The sequence below is a fragment of the Streptomyces sp. NPDC097619 genome (assembly GCF_040302735.1).
GTDB lineage: Bacteria > Actinomycetota > Actinomycetes > Streptomycetales > Streptomycetaceae > Streptomyces.
In genome coordinates this window covers 40,967-59,712 of record NZ_JBEOSD010000034.1, presented here as the reverse complement: position 1 = coordinate 59,712, position 18,746 = coordinate 40,967, and the positions used below count along the sequence as shown (strand labels likewise).

Sequence of the window (18,746 nt, the reverse complement as noted above, 5' to 3'; positions counted from 1 at the left end):
TACCGGGCGGGGGGGGGGGGGGGTGGGCCCGGCGGGCGGGGGGTCGGGTGGGGGGCTGGGTTCCGTTGCTCGGTCACATGTGACGGTGCAATGTGACCGAGCAACGTCACCCAGCAACATCACCGAGCACACGTGAAGGGCTCGTAGCACCGCCTCGACCGCCTCGACCGCCTCGACCGCCACGAGCGCCGAGACCGCTCCCCGACAGAACCCCTCCCCGACAGAGGTGGACGGTGACGCCATGGGGAAACCGACCGGGGAGCAGTACCCGGGGTGGGAGGACCGGCGGGGCGGGCCCGCCCGGCCCACCGGGCCCCCGCCCGGCCCGTCGTACCAGTGGACAGGGGGCCCCGGCGGCGGAACGTCCGGGCCGGGCGATCCCGGCGGTGGGGGACGGCGCGGCTCGCGACGGAACTGCCTGGTGCCCCTCCTGGCCCTCGCAGCCCTCGCCGTACTGGCCGTGATCGCGCTCGGCGTGCTGTTCGGAAGCGTGGACTCCCCAGGGAAGGACACCCCGAGCAGTCCGGCGGTGCAGCCCTCCGAGAAACCGCAGGTCACGGCCACGGGCACGACCCCGGGTGCGGACGACTCGGCCACGGGCGCCACGGCCGCGGGCACGGATGCGGGCACCGCCACACCGGTCGGCCCGGGAACGGCGGACGTGCGGATCACCTCCTGCGAGGTGGACGACCTCACGAAGTGGCCCGGCGCCGCGCTCACCGTCACCAACCGCAGCAGCAAGCCCAGCGACTACCTCGTCAGCGTCGAGTTCCTGGCGCCGGACGGCGTCCGTCTCGCCGAGGGGCACGCCGTGCTCAACCGCGTCGCCCCCGGGCAGGTGGCCAAGGAGACGGCGCGCGGCCTGACCCAGATCAAGGTGCCGATCACCTGCCGCATCACGAACGTGTCCCGCACCGCTTCCCTCTGAGAGCGCGGTTCGTGATCTGATGTCCGTTTCCCGGTGAGGTCGGGGCAGACCGCTGGTGGCGGGGCACCTTTCGTGGTTCGTCCGGACCTTCTGCCGGGGTCGCTGCTCGATCACGGGAAGCGAGCGCCTTGCCCCCCCTTTGATCACGCCGGTGTGCCTGGATGCATGATGTGCCTGGACACAGGGGGGACGCATGACGCAGACCGCGCCGCCGAAATGGGGGCCGACGCCGCCGGGGGCTCCTGGGAATCCGGGTGTGCCGCCGCAGGGGTTCATGACCGTGCGGCCTCCGGACGGCGGGAACGCTGCGGTGTTCACCGTCGGGGCTGTGGCAATCGGGGCTGAGACCGTGATCGCCGCGCTGGTCGCCGTCCTGTACAGCTTGCAGTCCGAGTCCCACGGAGGCGAAGGCGGCCTGGGACGGCTGTTCGGCACCGTATTCACGCTCGTGCTGCTGGCAGTCATTTCGATGATCGCAGGGCCGGCCGGTTCGGCGATGGCGGTGCTTCCCCTGGTCCTCCTCGGGCGTGCGGTGGCCCGCCGTACGGGGCGGCGCGACAGCTGGCAGCTCACCCTGGCCACTGTGGCGGTCGTTGCCGCCGCCCTGGCGCTGCTCATCGGCTCCTGCATGCTCCTGGCCGACTTCGGCGGCGCCGGCGACCTGCTCGTTTATCCCGTCCTTGCCCTCAGCCTCATCGTCGGGCTAGCGCCCGCGACCCTGTGCGCCCGGGCGGCGGGGAACCCCGGGAAGCCCGGGGCACGATGGCGGGTGCTCGGGGGCGTGGCGCTGGGCGGTCTGGGGCTGCTCTCGGTGACGCTCGCGGTCGGGGTCGCGGCGTACAGCTCGGGGATCCTCAAGATCTACGAACCGCCCCGGCTCACTGGAGCCGACATGGTCGGCACCTGGACGGACGGCGTCGGCGGAAGCCTCCGCTTCGAGGCGGACGGCACGGTGACCGCGAAGGGCGTCAACCAGTACGAGGCCACGGGTGAGCAGTCCGGTGCCTCCGACTGCACCGGGAAATGGCAGCTCACCGAGAACGACGGTGTCGGTCGGCCGTTCGAGCTCAGCATCGCGGACTGCGGGAGCCTGTCCTTCGGCTGGGACATCGGCGGTACGGAGGAACACCCGACGGTCTTCACCTGGATCGGCGAGCCGGATTCGGGTGAGCGGTACATCCTTACGCGGCAGCGGTAGGCCATCCGGTGCTGAGGTCTCGGGCCATGGTCCGGACGGCGTCCTCCTGAAGGCCGAGCGCGTCGAGGAGGGGCTTGACGTTCAGGCTGCCACCGCCTGCGGCTCGCGCCAGGACCGAGCGCGGTGCCGCGGGCGACCACGGCGTTCTTGAAGCCCTGGTCGACCAGGGCCTTCTTGACGGTGCCGCCGATGTGCTCGGCGACCTGGTCCAGCAGGGCGATGCCGGCTGCGTTGTCGTGGGTGTTCACGGCCAGGACGATGACGGCGATGACCAGGCCCAGCACGTCCACGGCCAGTCTCCGCTTTCGGCCCGGCACCCACTTCGCCGGGTCCCGGCCGGTCGTGGACGCGGGGACCCCGACGGCCGCATGGACACTCTGGGTCGGCCGCCTCTCCGGAGCACCCTCCGCAGCGCCTTCCGGAGCACCCGATAGGGTCCTGACCATGAAGATCATCGATTTGGAACCGGGCGACCCGCGCCTGGAGAGCGACCTCCTGCCCGTCCTCCGCGAGCTCCGCCCGCACCTCACCCCGGAGCTCTTCGGCGAGGTGTACGAGCGCGGCTACCCGCAGGGCCTCCGCTTCTCGGCCGCCTACACGGACGACGGTCGGTGCGCGGGCGCCTCGGGCTGGCGGATCGTGGACAACACCGCGTCGCTGCGGAAGCTGTACGTGGACGACCTGGTGACCTCCGAGAGCGTCCGTTCCACCGGGGTCGGTCAGGCCCTGCTCGCCCACCTCCAGGCGCACGCCGAAGCCGCGGGCTGCTACGACTTCAACCTCGACTCCGGCACCCACCGGACCCGCGCGCACCGCTTCTACTTCCGCGAGCGCATGGAGATCACGGCCTTCAACTTCAACAAGGTCCTGAAGCCCAAGCCGTAGTCCGGGCCGTGGCCCCAGCCGTGGCCCGGCCCGAGCTCGGCCCGGGTCCGGAGCCCGCCCCGGGCCCCCGTGTCCGTTCAGGACACCCAGGCTCCGGTTATTCCGAGGACCGCCGAGCCGTCCCGGTCGGCGAGCTTGGTGCCGGTGAAGGCGGCGGCCCACTCCGTGGTCTGGAGGCGGAAGGCGGGCTTCTCGGCGGTCAGCGCCTCCAGCACCGAGGCGGCCGCACCGGCCGGGGTCTGCGCGGAACCCTCCGTGAACTGGCTCACGGTGCGCTCGATGTAGGAGCGCAGGGCGCCGGCGTACGGACCGGCGGCGGCGATCCGGGCCTCGATGTCGAGGTCGATGTTGTTGACGAACTCGGTGGCCACGGCGCCCGGCTCGATCACCGACACGCCCACGCCCACCGTGGCCGCGACCGGCGCCAGGCTCTCCATGTACCCCTCCACCGCGAACTTGGCGGCGCAGTAGGCCTCGTTGAAGGGCTGCCCGACGACACCGCCGACGCTGGTGACCGTGATCAGGCGGCCGCCCGTGGCCCGCAGGTGGGGCAGGGCCGCCTTCGAGACGTGGAGCACGCCGAAGAAGTTGACCTCCATGACCTCGCGGACCTCGGCCACGGACTCCAGCTCCAGGGTGCCCACGTGGCCGGCGCCCGCGTTGTTCACGACCGCGTCCAGCCGGCCGTGGTCGCGGACCACGCCTGCCACCGCGGCCTCGACCGAATCCGGGTCGGTGACGTCGAGCTGCCGGACGTCGATCTCCACGCCCGCCTCCGCGGCGGCCTCGCGCAGTGCCCCGGCGCGCGCGGGGTCGCGCAGCGTGGCGACGGTGCGCCAGCCCGCCCGGGCGGCGGCCACGGCGGCGGCCAGGCCGATGCCGGAGGAGGTCCCGGTGATCAGGACCGTCCGCGGTCCGGTGGGGACGGAAGCGTCGTTCGTGACGGCGGAAACATCGCTCGTGGCAGGGGAAACGGACATGACGGGCACCTCTTTCACGGGTTCACACGCACCACGTTTATGTGCGTGTACACACACTATAGGTTTGTGTGCGTGTGCACGCAACCACCACCTACACTGATCCGCATGCCGAAGAAGCTCACCGAAGCCGAGATGCCGACGGCCGACTACGCCTTCTACGGGCTGGTGTGGGCGGGCACCGTCATGACCGACCGGGTCGACCGTGCCCTGGTCAAGACGCACGACCTCCCCGTCTCCTGGTTCGAGGTCATGCTGTGGCTGGCCTCCAGCCCCGAGCCGGTTCCGGCGTCCGTCCTCGGCAACAGCACACTGCTCAGCCGCAGCCAGGTGTCCCGGGTCGTCGACGCCCTCCAGACCCGCGGCCTGGTCACCCGCACCCCCTCGGCCCGCGACGCCCGCTCCGTCGAGATCGCCCTCACGGAGGAGGGGCGGGCCCTCTTCACCGCGGCGAACGCGACCCGGCGCGAGGCCCTGGCCCCCGTCTTCACGGACGTCCTCGACGCCCAGGACCTCGAAGCCCTGGCCACGGTCTGGCGCAAACTCAAGGCGGACAGGGCGGACAGGGCGGACAAGGCAGACAGCGGAGAAAAAGCGGACGACAAGGCGGGCAAGGCCGACACGGCGGACAAGGTCGAGCGCGGCCGCTAGCCCAGCCTCCGCGGCCCCGCCGACGATCCCCTCAGCCCTGGTACACCACGATGAATTCGCCCGCCGGGCCCTCCCGCCGGGCCAGCGCCTCGCGGAGCCGGCGCAGGTGGTGCGGGGCCAGCTGGAGCGGGGGCTCGTCGGGCTGGTGGGTGGTGCCGCGGGGGTAGTCCGCGTCCGGGGTCCGGGTCATCTCGATGTGGCAGCCCAGGACGTGCGTGACCGGGCGCTCCGCGCAGAAGGCGATCAGCCGGTCCACCGTGGCCGCGTACGCGTCGAGATCCGCGACGTACAGCCGCCCGGGGTAGAGCGAGTCCCCGGTGAACAGCAGTCCGGTGTGGCGGTCGTGGAAGACCACGGCCGACGGATGGTGCCCCGGGCCGGGTACGAGGTCCAGGATCCGGCCACCCAGGTCGAACACCTGTTGACGCTCCGGCCACGCGTCGAAACCGAAGTATTCGGTCACGTCCTCCAGGGAGGACCCGACCACCACCGTGTCGGGCCGGTCGGCGAACTGCCCGTCGCCGGCGACATGGTCCCCGTGCCCGTGGGTGTGCGCCACCACCAGCTCGTACCGCTCCCGGGGGTGGTGGTCCAACCAGACCTCGACCAGCCGGTCCACGGTGGCGCGCAGCGGCAGGTGCGCCGGATCGGGGCTCGCGCCCGTGTCGAGCAGCAGCGCCCGGTCGTTTCCGAACAGCAGGAACATGAAGGGCGCCTCGAAGTGGGCGGACATGTTCTGGCGCAGGATCACGGTGTGCTCGGAGTACGCGTGCACCTGGATCTCGGGCGCCGGGTCGTGCATGGGGGAGGGCCAACCGGCGTGCCAGACCACGTCCAGGTCGCCCGGCACGGGCGCCTCCGCCAGAAAATCGATCACCGGGTCCCCTCCGTATCGGTATGCGGACCGGCACGCGGATCGGAATCCACGTCCACGCCCATGCCTGCGCCCAGGTCCGTCCGCGTCCGGGCCCGGGCCCGCGCCCGGTCCTGTGCCCGCCGGTCCACCCTAGGTGGCGCCTCCCGCCCGCGCCGTTTCGACCGTGGCCGGAACCCATCGGAAGGCCCCACAAACCTGGCATGTCAAAAGATCACCGTATCGAAGTAACCCTTCTGGGTTAGCTGGTGCCCGACCGTGCACTGACGGTTACGGTGCTCCCGGATCTGGACGGAATGGCCCGGATTTTCGACCGACATCCGTTCGCTGTTCCTCCAGTTTTGTTCTGCTTTCACCGGCTGCGTCCTCGGTACGCGGTCACCGTCCGTATGAAGGGGAGCCCGCCCGATGACCGTGGACACCAGCCTTGAGGCACAGCCGGAGCAGAGCCGGCAGAGCAGCCTCAGCACGGCGGCTGCCCGCAACCTCGCGACCACCACCAAATCCGCCCCGCAGATGCAGGAGATCACCTCCCGCTGGCTGCTGCGGATGCTCCCCTGGGTCGAAACGGCCGGTGGCGCCTACCGGGTCAACCGGCGGCTGACCTACACCGTCGGCGACGGCGTGATCGAGTTCGTCCAGGACGGCGGGAACGTCCGCGTCATCCCCCGCGAACTCGGCGAACTCGGCCTGCTCCGCGGCTTCGAGGACGACGAGGTGCTCACCGCCCTCGCCGGGCGCTGCGTCCAGCGCGAGTTCCGGGCCGGTGAGGTGCTCACCGAGCGCGGCGCGCCCGCCGAGCAGATCCACCTCCTCGCCCACGGCCGGATCAGCCAGACCTCCGTGGGCAAGTACGGGGACGAGGTCTCCGTCGCGGTCCTCGGTGACGGCGACCGCTTCGGCGAGGAGGCCCTCCTCGACTCCGAGGCCCGCTGGGAGCACACCGCCACCGCCGAGACGCCCGGCACCCTGCTCACCCTCTCCCGCGCCGACTTCCACGCGGTCCTGGCCTCCGCGCCCAGCCTCCAGTCGCACATCGAGCAGTTCCGGAGCCTGCCGCAGCAGCGCCAGAACAAGCACGGCGAAGCCGAGATCGCCCTGTCCGCCGGACACGTCGGCGAGGCCGCACTGCCCGGCGCGTTCGTGGACTACGAGCTCAAGCCGCGCGAGTACGAGCTGTCCATCGCGCAGACCGTGCTGCGGGTCCACACCCGCGTCGCCGACCTCTACAACGGCCCCATGAACCAGACCGAGGAACAGCTCCGCCTCACCATCGAGGCCCTGCGCGAACGCCAGGAGTACGAGCTGATCAACAACCGCGAGTTCGGTCTGCTCCACAACGCCGACTTCAAGCAGCGCATCCAGACCCACTCGGGCCCGCCCACCCCCGACGACCTGGACGAACTGCTCTGCCGGCGCCGCGGCTCGAAGTTCTTCCTCGCGCACCCCAAGACCATCGCCGCGATCGGCCGCGAGTTCAACGCGCGCGGCCTGTACCCGGACCACGTGGACGTCGGCGGCCAGCAGGTCCCGGCCTGGCGCGGGGTCCCGATCCTGCCGTGCAGCAAGATCCCGATCAGCAAGGAGATGACCAGCTCCATCCTGGTCATGCGAACCGGCGAGAAGAGCCAGGGCGTCATCGGCCTGCACCAGACGGGCCTGCCGGAGGAGTACGAGCCCGGGCTCTCGGTCCGCTTCATGGGGATCGACGAGCAGGCGATCATGTCGTACCTGGTGACCACGTACTACTCCGCCGCGATCCTGGTCCCCGACGCCCTCGGAGTCCTGGAGAACGTGCAGATCGGGCGCCGCGCCTGAACCCCGCCCGTTTCCCCGGCCCCGCGAGGGCCGGGGAAACGGAAGAAGGGGCGAGTGGGGGAGTGGAGTTCGGACGGCCGGCCCTGGCTGCGGGTCCTCTCTCCGTCCGCTCGGCGGGAAGGCACCACACGGGGGCTCCGTACGGTCCGCCGCTGCGGGCACCCGGAGTCAGCGCTCCGACAGCGCGGGCGGGTGGCCGAGTGGCCGGGTGGGAGCGGAGACCGGCGGCGAAGTTTGATTCGGAAGCCGAGGTTCAGCCCCGGGTCGAGCCCCGTTCCGCTCCGGGCCCGCGACGGGGAGCGGACCTTGCCCCGCTCGCCGGCCCGCCGAGCGGTCTCGCGCCGGCCCGCCGAGCGGTCTCGCGCAGGACCCGGACCCGGTCTCGCCGCCTGAGCGTGGAGGCCGCCGGCACGTGCGCGGGCGGCGACCGATCCCCGCCCGGCCCCCGAGCTCGACCTCGGCTCTGCTCGAACGGCCACCTGCCGGGTAACGACGACGACCGAGCCGGTGTGCCCCTCCGTTCGCCCTTCGCTGTTCCGTCCGCCCCTTTCCTCCCCCGCTCGCCCGGTACGCAGGTCCGGGCCCGGCGGTCATGTCCGGGACCAGTGCCCACCCACCCCGACCAAGGAGCTTCGGATGCCCGATCCCGGGCCCACGCCCCCGCCCCGCGGCCTGCCGGGCCCCCCGAGCCTCGTCGCCTCCCTCCGCCCGGGCAAGCACCCGACGGTGGCACCGGCGACCTCGGCGACTCCCGTGGCCCCGGTGTCCGTTCAGGAGGCCGCGGCGGCCCCCGCCACGGTCGTCAGCGGACCCGAAACGCCCCCGGACCTACCGGCCCGGGGACCTGACCTCGACGTGCGTCCGCCGGTCCACGGCCACCTGATCGACGGCCTGCCGGGTGACGCCCTGCTGCCCACCGACGACCTCCTCACCGACCCGAGGCCCGCGATCCTCGCCGCGCTGACCGGCAGCCTCCGTCTCGTCGCCCCGACCCGGCTTCCCGCACCGGCCGGGCCCACCCCGGCCGAGCTGCCCGAGGCACCGGAAGTACCCGGTCCGGCCGCTTCCACAGAGCCACCCGCTCCCGCCGAGGCCGTGCCCGCACCCGTGACCGCGAGCGTCGAGGCCCCCGCCCGACCCGAGGCCGTGCCGGCCCCGACATCCGCAGCCCCGGCGGCCCCTGCGGCCGACGACGCTCCCCCGGCCGGTAACGCTTCCGCCCCCGCGTCCGCGTCCGTCCCGCCCCCGCCCCCCTTCCTGGGCGGCCCGAGCGGACTGGGTACCACCGCCCTCCGCATCCCCGGCGGCCACGGCACGACCGGCGGCCACGGCACCACCGCGCCCCTGCTCCCGAAGGCCCCGAAGGCCGGACCGACCGGGACCACCGGCCCGAAGCCCGCGCCGGGAACCGGCGCTCCCGAGCCCGGCAGCCCCGTCCCCGGCCTCTACTACCACCCGATCGCCGAACCGGATCCGGTCCGCTGCGAGGAGGTCAGCCGCCGCATCAAGCGCTGGGCGGTCGACGAGGTGCAGTTGTACCCGCCGGAGTGGGAGGACCAGTTCGACGGCTTCTCCCTGGGCAAGTACATGGTCGCCTGCCACCCGGACGCGCCCACCGTGGACCACCTCATGGTCGCCACCCGGCTGATGGCCGCCGAGAACGTCGTCGACGACGTCTACTGCGAGGACCACGGCGGTTCGCCCATCGGTCTCGGCGGCCGGCTGCTCATGGCCCACACCGCCCTGGACCCCGTCCACACCACCCGGGAGTACGAGCCCGACTGGGCCGCGTCCCTCGTGGCCGACGCCCCGCGCCGCGCCTACCGCTCCGCCATGGAGTACTTCGTACGGACGGCCACCCCCTCCCAGGCCGACCGGTACCGGCACGACATGGCCCGACTGCACCTCGGCTACCTCGCCGAAGCCGCCTGGGACCAGACCGAGTACACCCCGGAGGTGTGGGAGTACCTGGCCATGCGCCAGTTCAACAACTTCCGCCCCTGCCCGACCATCACCGACACGATCGGTGGCTACGAGCTCCCGGCCGACCTGCACGCGCAGCCCGCGATGCAGAAGGTCATCGCCCTCGCCGGCAACGCCACCACCATCGTCAACGACCTGTACTCCTACACCAAGGAACTCGCCAGCCCCGGGAAGCACATGAACCTCCCGGTGGTGATCGCCGAACGCGAGGACCTCTCGGACCGCGACGCCTACCTGAAGGCCGTCGAGATCCACAACGAACTCATGCACTCCTTCGAGGCCGCGGCCGCCGAACTGGCGGCGGCCTGCCCCGTACCCACCGTGCTGCGCTTCCTCAAGGGTGTCGCCGCCTGGGTCGACGGCAACCACTACTGGCATCAGACGAACACCTACCGCTACAGCCTGCCCGACTTCTGGTAGAGATTGGATCTTGCTGACATGACGAGCACCGACCTGACGACCACCGGCCGCGACTCCGTCGTCATCCCCTCCCCGGCCAGCCCCTACCAGGGCGACATCGCCCGCTACTGGGACCACGAGGCCCGCCCCGTGAACCTGCGCCTCGGCGACGTGGACGGCCTCTACCACCACCACTACGGCATCGGCGAGGTCGACCACGCCGCGCTGGGCGACGCCGGCGACAGCGAGCGCGAGAAGAAGCTCATCGCCGAACTGCACCGGCTGGAGTCCGCGCAGACCAACGTCCTGCTGGACCACCTCGGCGAGATCGGCCGCGACCACACCCTGGTCGACGCCGGCTGCGGCCGCGGCGGCTCCATGGTCATGGCCCACCAACGCTTCGGCTGCAAGGTGGAGGGCGTCACCCTCTCCACCAAGCAGGCCGAGTTCGGCAACCGGCGTGCGGAGGAGCTCGGCCTCTCCGACTCCGTCCGCTCCCGCGTCTGCAACATGCTGAACATGCCCTTCGAGACGGGGCAGGCCCAGGGCTCCTGGAACAACGAGTCCAGCATGTACGTGGACCTCGACGACCTGATGGCCGAGCACTCCCGGATCCTCGCCCCCGGCGGCCGGTACGTCACCATCACCGGCTGCTGGAACCCGCGCTACGGGCAGCCCTCCAAGTGGGTCTCCCAGATCAACGCGCACTTCGAGTGCAACATCCACTCCCGCCGCGAGTACCTGAAGGCGATGGCCGACCACCGGCTGGTGCCGCAGGCCGTGATCGACCTGACCCCCGACACCCTGCCCTACTGGGAGCTGCGCGCCACCTCCTCGCTGGTCACCGGCATCGAGGAGGCGTTCATCAACTCCTACAAGGACGGCTCGTTCCAGTACGTCCTCATCGCGGCCGACCGGGTCTGAGCGACCGGGTCTGAGCAGCCGCGTCTGACCGGCCGCGTCTGACCGACCGGGTCTGACCGACCGGTCGTGTCCGATCGGCCGGGCGCCAGGCCCCACCCGGCGCCCGGTCCCGCGACCCCGGCCCCCGGCATCCGCCGGATCGGCCGGGGTCGTGCCCGTGCCGCGCGGCCCGCGCCCCGCCGCCGGTAGCCCGCAGCGCTACGGGGTGGTGCGGTCGGGGAAGGTGAAGGTGTAGCCCTGGGAGGTCAGCCAGGGCAGGTACTCCTTGAGTGCCGCCACGGTCTGGGTGCGGTCCCCTCCGCCGTCGTGGAAGAGGACGGTCGGGCGGGCCGGGAGCTCGCCCTCCACCGTGCCGATGATCGAGGCCAGACCGGGACGGCTCCAGTCCCGGGGGTCCACGCTCCAGCCGAGCGGCCGCATGCCGCTCGCCGCGGCGATCGCCCGGCTGTCGGGGGTGAAGGCGCCGCCCGGCGCCCGGTAGTAGGAGACCGGAACTCCCGGCGCCGCCCGCTCGATCATGGCCTGGCCGTCGAGGATCTGCTGTCGCTGGTAGGCGACCGGCTTGTGGTCCATGGTCTCGTCGTGGTCGACGGTGTGGTCGCAGAGCAGGTGTCCCTCGGCGGCGACCTCGCGGACCAGCTCCGGGTACTTCAGGGCGTTCGTCCCGATCATGCAGAAGGTCGCCTTGACGTGGTTCTCCCGCAGGACCTGGAGCACCTGCGGGGTCCAGCGCGGATCGGGCCCGTCGTCGATGGTGATCGCCACGTTCCGTCCCGTCCCCTGGGCCAGCCGGGAGATCCCCTCCGGCACCGAGCCGGCGGCCGGCACGCCCCGCGCGGACCTGTCGGCGGCGGCTCCGGGCGCGGCCGGGACGCCTGCGGCCGGAACCTCTGCGGACCGGTCCGCCGTGGTGCCGACGGAGACGACGGTACCGACCGAGGTGGTCGCCGTCGTGCCCGCGGTGCCGTCGGCGGTCGCGGCGGCGTACGCCGAGGTGCCGGCGACGGCCGTGAGGCCGAGAGCGGCCACCGCCACCGCGGCGGCAGCCGTCTTCCGACGGCGTGCGGAACTGCTGGTGATGCCCATGGACACGTGATTCCTTCGAGCTCAGCCCCCGAGGCCGGCCTGCGTGACCGGTCCAGGCTAGGCCAAAGGCCCCCGCTCCCTCATCGACCGAAAGTCCTACCCGGTCGGGACGCGGGACCGGAACCTCCGGCGGTCGCGGCGCAGGTCAGCGGCCCGTGACCGGGCCCGTACCGCCCGTGAAGGCCCAGGACTCGATGTCGCGGTAGCGGACCGGTGCCGGCCCGCGGGCGTGGTTGCTGCCGACCAGGTGCAGCCGGGCCGCGGGCCAGCGGCGCCCGATGAACCCGGCGAGGCCCTCGGCGGCGGCCAGGACGCTCGCCGTGTCGTTCCGCCGGGCCCGGGCCAGCGTCAGGTGGGGGCGCAGTGGACGCTCCACGAAGTCGATCCCGCACTCCTTCACCCGGGCCCGTACCCGCTCGGCGAGCAGGTGCAGCCCGGCCAAATCCCCGTCGATCCCGCTCCACAGGACCCGTTCGTCGAAGTGCCCGCCGCCCGTGAGCCCCAGCTCCAGCGGCGCGTGCGCGGTGGCGAGCTCCGCGAGCGGCCCCCGCAGCGCCGCTACGGCGGCCACGGGCAGCTCGCCGAGGAAGGCCAGCGTGATGTGCCAGTCCTCGATGCGGTTCCACCGCATGTCCGGGTACGCCGCGTAGGCGGGCGCGAGCGCCCGGGCCAGCTCGTCCTTGGCCTCGTCGGGCGGGGCGAGCGCTATGAACACGCGGACGGTCTCGGGCGTCGGGGCGGGAGCGTCGGCAGTCTCTTCCTTCACATCGCCCTGAGTACCCCGTCACCCCCTCCCCTGTCACATCCGGTGACGACCACGGCGCCGCGCACCGGTCGTCGGCCGCCGGGCATCGGCCACCGGGCTGCCGGGCCTCGGTCACCGGGCCTCGGTCACCGGGCCTCGACAGCGGGGACCCGGGGCCGAGGGCCGGGCGGACGCCGGGTTAGGATCCGGCTCTCGATCGTGCCGGTCGGCGGCGGAGGGCCGCTCACCTGCCCCGTTTCCACGTGCACCGTTCCTGGGGGGAATCCGTGTCCGCTCTTTCCGCGCGCCCTCGCCTTTCCGTTTCCGCGCGCCCGCGTCGTGCGTACCGGCCGGGCGGGCCGGGCGGGCCACGGCGCCTGAAGCGCCTGTTGGCGACGGCCGCGGCGACGGCGACGGCCTTCGCCGCGCTCATCGGGACGGCCCCCGAGGCATCCGCCGCCGGTGGGCCCGAGCGCTGCCCGGCGGGCAAGCTCTGCGTCTTCCGGTATCCCGACTTCGCGGGCGAGATGAAGGTCCTCTCGGGAAGCCAGTCGCAGCTGGGTGACTGGAACGACAAGATCTCCTCGTACGTCAACAACAGCCCGATGTACGTCAGTTGGTACCAGTCCCCGGGGTACGTGTGCCGACCCGACTGCTTTCCCATGACGAGCCCGCGCTCGGGGGCACACGCCTTCCTGTACGAGTTCGACAATACGATCAGCTCGGTCAGGGCCTCGACCAGCCCCTACGAGATGCAGTTCGGCACCCGGTACATGCCGTGGCGGGTGACACCCTCGCAGTACCGCACCGAGCCGTTGCCGGCCGTGGCCCGTTTCGGGGACCTGGACGGGGACCGGCGCCCCGACCTCCTGGAGCGCACCTTCGACGGGCAGCTCTGGTTCCTGCCGGGTGACGGCAAGGGGCGGCTGATCGGTGGCGGCTGGAACAGCATGACCCAGCTCGTGCGGCACGGTGACCAGAACGGGGACGGCCGGGAGGACCTCTTCGCGCGGGACACCGCCGGCGTCCTGTGGCTCTACCCGGGGCGGGGCGACGGGACCTTCGGCCGGCGGATCAAGGCGGGTACCGCGTGGAACGGGATGCGGGAGATCTCCGCGGTGGGCGATGTCACCGGCGACGGGAAGGGTGACCTCCTGGCCCGGGACACCGCGGGCGTGCTGTGGCGGTACGCGGGCAACGGGAAGGGCGGCCTCGCCCCGCGGGTCAGGATCGGCGCGGGCTGGAACACCTACAACACGCTGGTCGCGCCGGGGGACGTGACCGGGGACGGCCGGGCCGACCTGCTGGCCCGTGACACCGCTCGCGGGCTGTGGCTCTACGCGGGCGACGGGCGCGGCGGGTTCGCGGCCCGTACGAAGCTCACCTCGGTGGCGCTGTCCCGGGCCCAGGTCCTCGTCTCGACGGGCGACGTGACGGGTGACGGTCGGAGCGACCTCGTCCAGGACTACGGCGGCAACCTCGTCGTCCACCCCGGCTCGGCCAACGGCCGCTTCGGACACGAGCCGGGCCTCGATTTCGACTCGCACCCGAACACCCGCCTGTTCTGACCGCCCGGTTTCCGGGCTTCCCGAAGCCCGGGTGGCCTTGTCGGTGAGCTGCGGGCGCCGGCCTCCCTCACCACTCCCCACCCTCCCCGTCGTCCGGGAACCGGTTGCCGGTGCGCCCCGTCCGATCCGTGACCGACGGACCGACAGGAGGGGGAGGCCGTGAGACGTGCGGTGCGCGCGTGGGTGTGGGTGGCGGCGGGGGTGACGCTCGCCGGGTGCGGGGAGCTCGGAGCGGGGACCAGGCCCGAGGCGGACCGGGCGCGGATGAAGGCCGTCGCCGTGGCGTGGGACGGTTCCGCGGCGGCCCGGGCCTGGCGGGAGGGGTTCCACCCGCTGGACGATCCGGTCCGGCTGCCCCCGGACGCCTGGCACGGCAGCGAGGACAAGCTGGCCTTCGACGAGAAGAGGCTGGTGTGGGAGGCCGGGCCCACGGACGGGGCGGTCAGGAACGGCACCGTGCGGTGGAAAGACGGCCGCCGGCTGGAGGTGCGCCTGACGCATCCGGGTTCCGCGCTGGAGCTGCTGCCGGGCGCGGACGCCCCCGCCGGTACGGGGGCCCCGGGGGCTCAGCCGCTGCGGATCAAGGCCTTCCGGCTGGGGACGCGGGAGGTGCGGACGAGTACGGGGCCGGCGACCGTCCCGGTCTGGTCGTTCACGCTCGTCGGGTACGAGGAGCCGCTGACGAAGGTGGCCGTCGAGCGTTCGTCCCCGCCGTCCGGCCCGATCGGGTCGGTGGATCCGAACATGTCGGGCAACGGGTTGGAGCTCGTATCCGCGGAGGGAAGGACGCTCACGGTCCGGGCCGGGCACGGCTCCTGTGATCGGGGCGCGAAGGTGGACGTGCTGGAGACCGCGGAGACGGTGGTCCTCGCCGGGTCCGTGATCCTGTCCTCCGATCCGGGGGCGGACTGCGACTCCGCGCTGCGGATGCAGACCCTGACCGTGAAGCTCAGCCGCCCGTTGGGCCTGCGGGTGCCGTTGGACGCGTACTCCGGGGAGCCGCTCACGATCGCCCCGTTCTACGGCCGCCCCTCTTAGTGGACAACTCCTTGACTCCTCAAGCATCAACACAGATGCTTGAGGAGTCAAGGAGGTGGCAATGAGTAATGAGCTGGACGCCGTCCTGCGCCTCGCCCGTGCCCAGATGGCCCTGGTGAAGCGCTTCGACTCCGCCCTGGGGGGACTCCACGGCGTGAGCCTGTCCGACTTCACGGCGCTGCTGCGCCTGGGGGAGGCCCCGGGCGGCCGGATGCGCCGGGTGGACCTGGCCGAAGCCCTCGGTCTGACGGCCTCGGGCGTGACCCGGGGGCTGGCACCGCTGGAGCGGATCGGTCTGGTCACGCGGGAGACCGACGCCCGGGACGCCCGGGTCGCCTACGCCGCGCTGACCGACACGGGCCGGGAACGCCTCGCGGACATGCGGGCCACGGCCGAGCAGGTCGCCCGGGAGATCTTCGCCGGACCGCTGTGGAGCGGCGAGGACGTCGGATCCCTGTCCGAGCTGCTCACCCGGCTGGGCGGCGGCACCGGGGGCCTGTCGGACCGGGGCGCGTCGCCCCGGTAGCCGCCACCTCGCGCACGGGCCCATGCGTACCCGATTCCGCGTTGTTCCGTGTTGCTCCGTTCCCTCCCTTCCCTCTTCTTCTCTCCCCTTCCCTTTCTCTCCCGCGTTCCGGAGCCCCTGATGGACACCACGCCCGCCGCCGCCGAGCAGGTGGCCCTGGCCCGGACCGCCGTACCCGACCGGGCGGCGGAGGTCGCCGGGGCGGAGACGCCGGCCCCCGCTCCTGACGTCGAGCTGCGCCGGGCGGCCGCGGCCTCGTACGAGGGCGGTCCCCGGGCCGTCGGCGTGCTCGGTCGGCTGATGGCCGGACGCCCCGACGGCGGTGCGCACGTCGCGGAGGTCCGGCGGATGGTGGGGGAGGAGTGGCCGGACGGGGACCTGACGGTGGTGGCGCGCGAGGTGGCCACGGGGGAGCGGCGGCTGTTCCGCCGCGGTGAGGCGCCGCTGCACCTGGCCGTGGCCGGTTCCTCGGCCGCGGCCGGGCGCACCGGAGCCGTCACGATCGACGGCGGGCAGTACATCGACGGCGGCTACGGCTCGCTCCTCAACGCCGACCTCGCCGGTGCGCGCGGGGCCGGCAGGGTCTGGGTGCCGGCGCCCGCCGGTCTGGGCTCGTTCACCCCGGAGACCGTGCCGGCGCGGATGCGCGCGGAGCTCGACGCGCTGCGCGCCACCGGTGCGGAGGTGGAGGTCTTCCTCCCGCAGGGCGCCTTCCCCGACCTGGGCGACTTCGCCGAGGCGGCCCGTGCCCTCGACGATGGCGCCCAGGTGGCCCGCACCCGACTGGCCCGGCTCTAGCCGATCCGCCGCCCTGATGCCGCCAGGGCTTCAAGTGGCCGCTCCCCGGAGCCCGTTCGCTCGGTTCCGGTCCTGTTCGGGGCGCTGCGCACGTCCGTCCCGGTCGGGTGCCCCCGCGTTCGGGGTGCTCGCCGACGCGGAGGGCAACGAGGTGTGCGTGACCACGTGGCAGGGCCGCGACCGAGTCCCGGGGCCCGGCCCCTTCGACGCGCGCATCGTACTGGCGTGCGAATATCGGCTTTTCCCCTGTTCCGCATCAGGGGAACCCGAGAGAAGGAACCTCACATGATGCGCCTCCGTGCGCTCGTCGTCGCCTTGTTGGCGGCGACCCTGCTGGGTGGCCTGGTCACCCCGGCCTCGGCGGATACGGTCTCGCCGAAGTCCGCCTCCGCGCTGCGTTTCCTCAGCTACAACATCTGCGGGGGCAACGACGAACTCGTCACCCCCTGCGGCACCGCCGCGCAGCGCGACGCCGTCAAGGTGCGCGTGGACCTGGTCAAGAAGCACGTGACCGAATGGGACGCGGACCTCGTCTTCCTCCAGGAGGTCTGTCGGTCCCAGTACGACGAGCTGGAGAAGGTGCTCAAGCCCCTGGGGTACCAGGGCACCTTCACGACGATGATCCCGGTGCCCGTTCCCTCCACCGGGGACCTGTGCAAGTCGAACAGCGAGCCCGCCTTCGACAAGGAGCACCCCTGGGGCAACGCCGTCTTCGCCAAGGGGGCGGTGACGGTCCTCGACCCCCTCGACCTGACCGTCGGCGGCGAGAAGCCCGGGACGAACTGGAAGTCCTCCTGCGTCCAGGCCCAGCTCCAGGGGCGTACGACGCGGGCGTGCTCCGTGCACCTGTACTCGTACAACGACGCCATCCGGATCAAGCAGGCCGAGAAGCTCGCGGGCCTGGTCAAGCCGTGGATCGACGGCGGCACGCCGGTCGTCCTCGGCGGTGACTTCAACGCCCAGCACTGGGCGATCAAGAACGGGGCCTGGTATAGCGATCCGCGCCTGAGCCCCGTGACCGCGCTCCTGAACCCGCTCTACAGCCACTCCGGAGGAACGGGACAGTTCCTGGAGACGGACGAGACCGACGCGCAGCGCTTCACGCCGGAATGTCTCGCCCTGAACCCGCCGGCCGGCCACTGCCGTTCGGGCGCCCACACGGTGCTCCGGGACGACGACCCGTTCACCGAGTCCAAGTACGACTACGTCTTCGTGAGCAAGGACCACTTCAAGAACGTCGTCGCGGACGCGATGCCGCGCGAGTCCCTCTCCGACCACTACCCCTACCGCGGGGCCGCGACCTGGTCGCACTGCAACAACCCCGCCGACGGCAAGGCGGACCTGCTGAGGCGCGGGGCCGACGGCAATCTGTACCGACACTTCGGCGGCCGTTCGGACAAGCTCCTCCAGTCCCTGTACTGCAAGGTCGGCGCCGGCTGGAACGCCGACTGGCGCGGCATGAGCCGGGTCGCGCGGGCCGGTGACGTGGACGGCGACGGCGCCGAGGACCTCTACGCCATCGATGGCACGGGCAATCTCCGGTTCTTCCCCGGGGACCCGACGGAGACGTTCTTCCGTTGGCCCCGCACCGTCGCGACCGGATACGGCCCGGTCGACCAGCTCGCCGTGAGCCCGGACACGGACGGCGACGGCCTCCGCGAGCTGCTGACCCGGCTCACCGACGGCACCCTCCAGCGCCGCGCGATCAGGACCGATGCCACGCTGGGCGCGCCGGTCGCCGTCACGGGAGACGTGCCGTGGAAGGGCTACGACACCCTCCTGGCGCCCGGAGACCTCACGGGCGACGGGGTGCCCGACCTGCTCGCCCGCACCACCACCGGTGACCTGTACCTCTACGAGGCTTTCGCCGGCGGGGGGTTGAAGCCGCGCGTCCGGATCGGTTGGGGCTGGGACGCGTACGACGGCATCTCCGCCCCCGGAGACGTGGACGGTGACGGCAAGGCCGACCTGCTGGCCCGGGACGAAGCCGGAAACGTCTACTTCTACGCCGGTCTGGGCGCGTTGAACGGCACCGTCGCCTTCGCCGACCGCTTCAAGAGCGGCTGGGGCTTCCCGGCCCACGACACCCTGTTCTAGGCGCGCACCTCCACACCTTGGGGCCCTCCGGTATCGACCGGAGGGCCCTTCGCGTGCCCGCCGGGCCGATGCTCGGAAGCCGGGCCGGCCGGGGCCGCCGGGCGAGCGGCGGGTGACCGGGGGCGAAACAGGGGCGGAACGGGCGTCGGCGGGCGGGAACGAAAAGAGGCCACGCCCACCTCTTTTCAGCGCCATGTGATGTGTGCAATGTTACAGCGCACACGGTTTGCCGTGCCCACGACAGCAGCGGA

The 18,746-nt window shown here is 72.4% G+C and carries 16 protein-coding genes and 1 pseudogene; 12 read left to right on the top strand and 5 right to left on the bottom strand.

The features are described from left to right. The first annotated feature begins 421 nt into the window (after positions 1-421). Both ABTZ17_RS12680 and ABTZ17_RS12675 read left to right on the top strand, forming a co-directional pair. The gene (locus tag ABTZ17_RS12680; protein WP_352195566.1) at positions 422-928 is read left to right on the top strand and encodes a hypothetical protein; all 507 of its coding nucleotides are present in this window, start codon (positions 422-424) and stop codon (positions 926-928) included. 328 nt (positions 929-1,256) lie between these two features. Next, entirely contained in the window at positions 1,257-2,126 is an 870-nt protein-coding gene (locus ABTZ17_RS12675; protein ID WP_352195571.1) for a hypothetical protein, read from the top strand. 113 nt (positions 2,127-2,239) lie between these two features. Here ABTZ17_RS12675 and ABTZ17_RS12670 read toward each other — a convergent pair. After that, positions 2,240-2,509: pseudogene (locus tag ABTZ17_RS12670) on the bottom strand (transposase); the annotation flags it as partial. A gap of 61 nt (positions 2,510-2,570) precedes the next feature. On the opposite strand from ABTZ17_RS12670, the gene ABTZ17_RS12665 reads away from it, so the two are divergent. Next, on the top strand, positions 2,571-3,011 hold the full coding sequence (locus tag ABTZ17_RS12665) for a GNAT family N-acetyltransferase (RefSeq protein WP_352195565.1): 441 nt from the start codon (positions 2,571-2,573) through the stop codon (positions 3,009-3,011). Positions 3,012-3,088: 77 nt separating this feature from the next. On the opposite strand, the gene ABTZ17_RS12660 is transcribed toward ABTZ17_RS12665, so the two are convergent. After that, the gene (locus tag ABTZ17_RS12660; RefSeq protein WP_352195564.1) at positions 3,089-3,991 is read right to left on the bottom strand and encodes an SDR family oxidoreductase; all 903 of its coding nucleotides are present in this window, start codon (positions 3,989-3,991) and stop codon (positions 3,089-3,091) included. A 105-nt stretch (positions 3,992-4,096) separates the two neighbouring features. On the opposite strand from ABTZ17_RS12660, the gene ABTZ17_RS12655 reads away from it, so the two are divergent. Beyond that, entirely contained in the window at positions 4,097-4,639 is a 543-nt protein-coding gene (locus ABTZ17_RS12655) for a MarR family winged helix-turn-helix transcriptional regulator (RefSeq protein ID WP_352195563.1), read from the top strand. Positions 4,640-4,670: 31 nt separating this feature from the next. Here ABTZ17_RS12655 and ABTZ17_RS12650 read toward each other — a convergent pair whose 3' ends face one another. Further along, complete coding sequence (locus ABTZ17_RS12650) at positions 4,671-5,516, bottom strand: MBL fold metallo-hydrolase (RefSeq protein ID WP_352195562.1); 846 nt, start codon at positions 5,514-5,516, stop codon at positions 4,671-4,673. A gap of 405 nt (positions 5,517-5,921) precedes the next feature. Between ABTZ17_RS12650 and ABTZ17_RS12645 the strand changes: the two genes are divergently transcribed. From ABTZ17_RS12645 to ABTZ17_RS12635, 3 genes are all read left to right on the top strand, one after another. Then, positions 5,922-7,331: a family 2B encapsulin nanocompartment shell protein gene (locus ABTZ17_RS12645; protein ID WP_352195561.1), complete on the top strand. Its 1,410-nt coding sequence runs from the start codon at positions 5,922-5,924 to the stop codon at positions 7,329-7,331. Between the two features lie 1,029 nt (positions 7,332-8,360). Then, on the top strand, positions 8,361-9,734 hold the full coding sequence (locus tag ABTZ17_RS12640; RefSeq protein ID WP_502994654.1) for a family 2 encapsulin nanocompartment cargo protein terpene cyclase: 1,374 nt from the start codon (positions 8,361-8,363) through the stop codon (positions 9,732-9,734). A gap of 18 nt (positions 9,735-9,752) precedes the next feature. After that, complete coding sequence (locus ABTZ17_RS12635; RefSeq protein WP_352195560.1) at positions 9,753-10,637, top strand: geranyl diphosphate 2-C-methyltransferase; 885 nt, start codon at positions 9,753-9,755, stop codon at positions 10,635-10,637. 198 nt (positions 10,638-10,835) lie between these two features. On the opposite strand, the gene ABTZ17_RS12630 is transcribed toward ABTZ17_RS12635, so the two are convergent. Together ABTZ17_RS12630 and thpR are read right to left on the bottom strand one after the other, a co-directional pair. Continuing rightward, positions 10,836-11,723, bottom strand: coding sequence for a polysaccharide deacetylase family protein (locus ABTZ17_RS12630; protein WP_352195559.1), 888 nt, complete (start codon positions 11,721-11,723; stop codon positions 10,836-10,838). 145 nt (positions 11,724-11,868) lie between these two features. Further along, positions 11,869-12,489, bottom strand: coding sequence for an RNA 2',3'-cyclic phosphodiesterase (gene thpR, locus ABTZ17_RS12625; protein ID WP_352195558.1), 621 nt, complete (start codon positions 12,487-12,489; stop codon positions 11,869-11,871). 368 nt (positions 12,490-12,857) lie between these two features. Here thpR and ABTZ17_RS12620 point away from each other — a divergent pair, with 368 nt between their 5' ends. The 5 genes from ABTZ17_RS12620 to ABTZ17_RS12600 all read left to right on the top strand — a co-directional run bounded on the left by ABTZ17_RS12620 (position 12,858) and on the right by ABTZ17_RS12600 (position 18,495). Next, a complete protein-coding gene (locus tag ABTZ17_RS12620) occupies positions 12,858-14,036 on the top strand; it encodes an FG-GAP-like repeat-containing protein (protein WP_352195557.1) in 1,179 nt (392 codons plus the stop codon). Between the two features lie 159 nt (positions 14,037-14,195). Next, entirely contained in the window at positions 14,196-15,074 is an 879-nt protein-coding gene (locus tag ABTZ17_RS12615) for a hypothetical protein (RefSeq protein WP_352195556.1), read from the top strand. Positions 15,075-15,135: 61 nt separating this feature from the next. After that, positions 15,136-15,600, top strand: a complete 465-nt coding sequence (locus tag ABTZ17_RS12610; protein ID WP_352195555.1) for a MarR family winged helix-turn-helix transcriptional regulator — start codon at positions 15,136-15,138, stop codon at positions 15,598-15,600. Positions 15,601-15,720: 120 nt separating this feature from the next. Beyond that, positions 15,721-16,398 carry a patatin-like phospholipase family protein gene (locus ABTZ17_RS12605; protein WP_352195554.1) on the top strand — a complete coding sequence of 226 codons (678 nt, stop codon included), beginning with the start codon at positions 15,721-15,723 and terminating at the stop codon, positions 16,396-16,398. A 285-nt stretch (positions 16,399-16,683) separates the two neighbouring features. Then, entirely contained in the window at positions 16,684-18,495 is a 1,812-nt protein-coding gene (locus tag ABTZ17_RS12600; protein WP_352195553.1) for an endonuclease/exonuclease/phosphatase family protein, read from the top strand. The last annotated feature ends 251 nt before the right edge of the window (positions 18,496-18,746 follow it).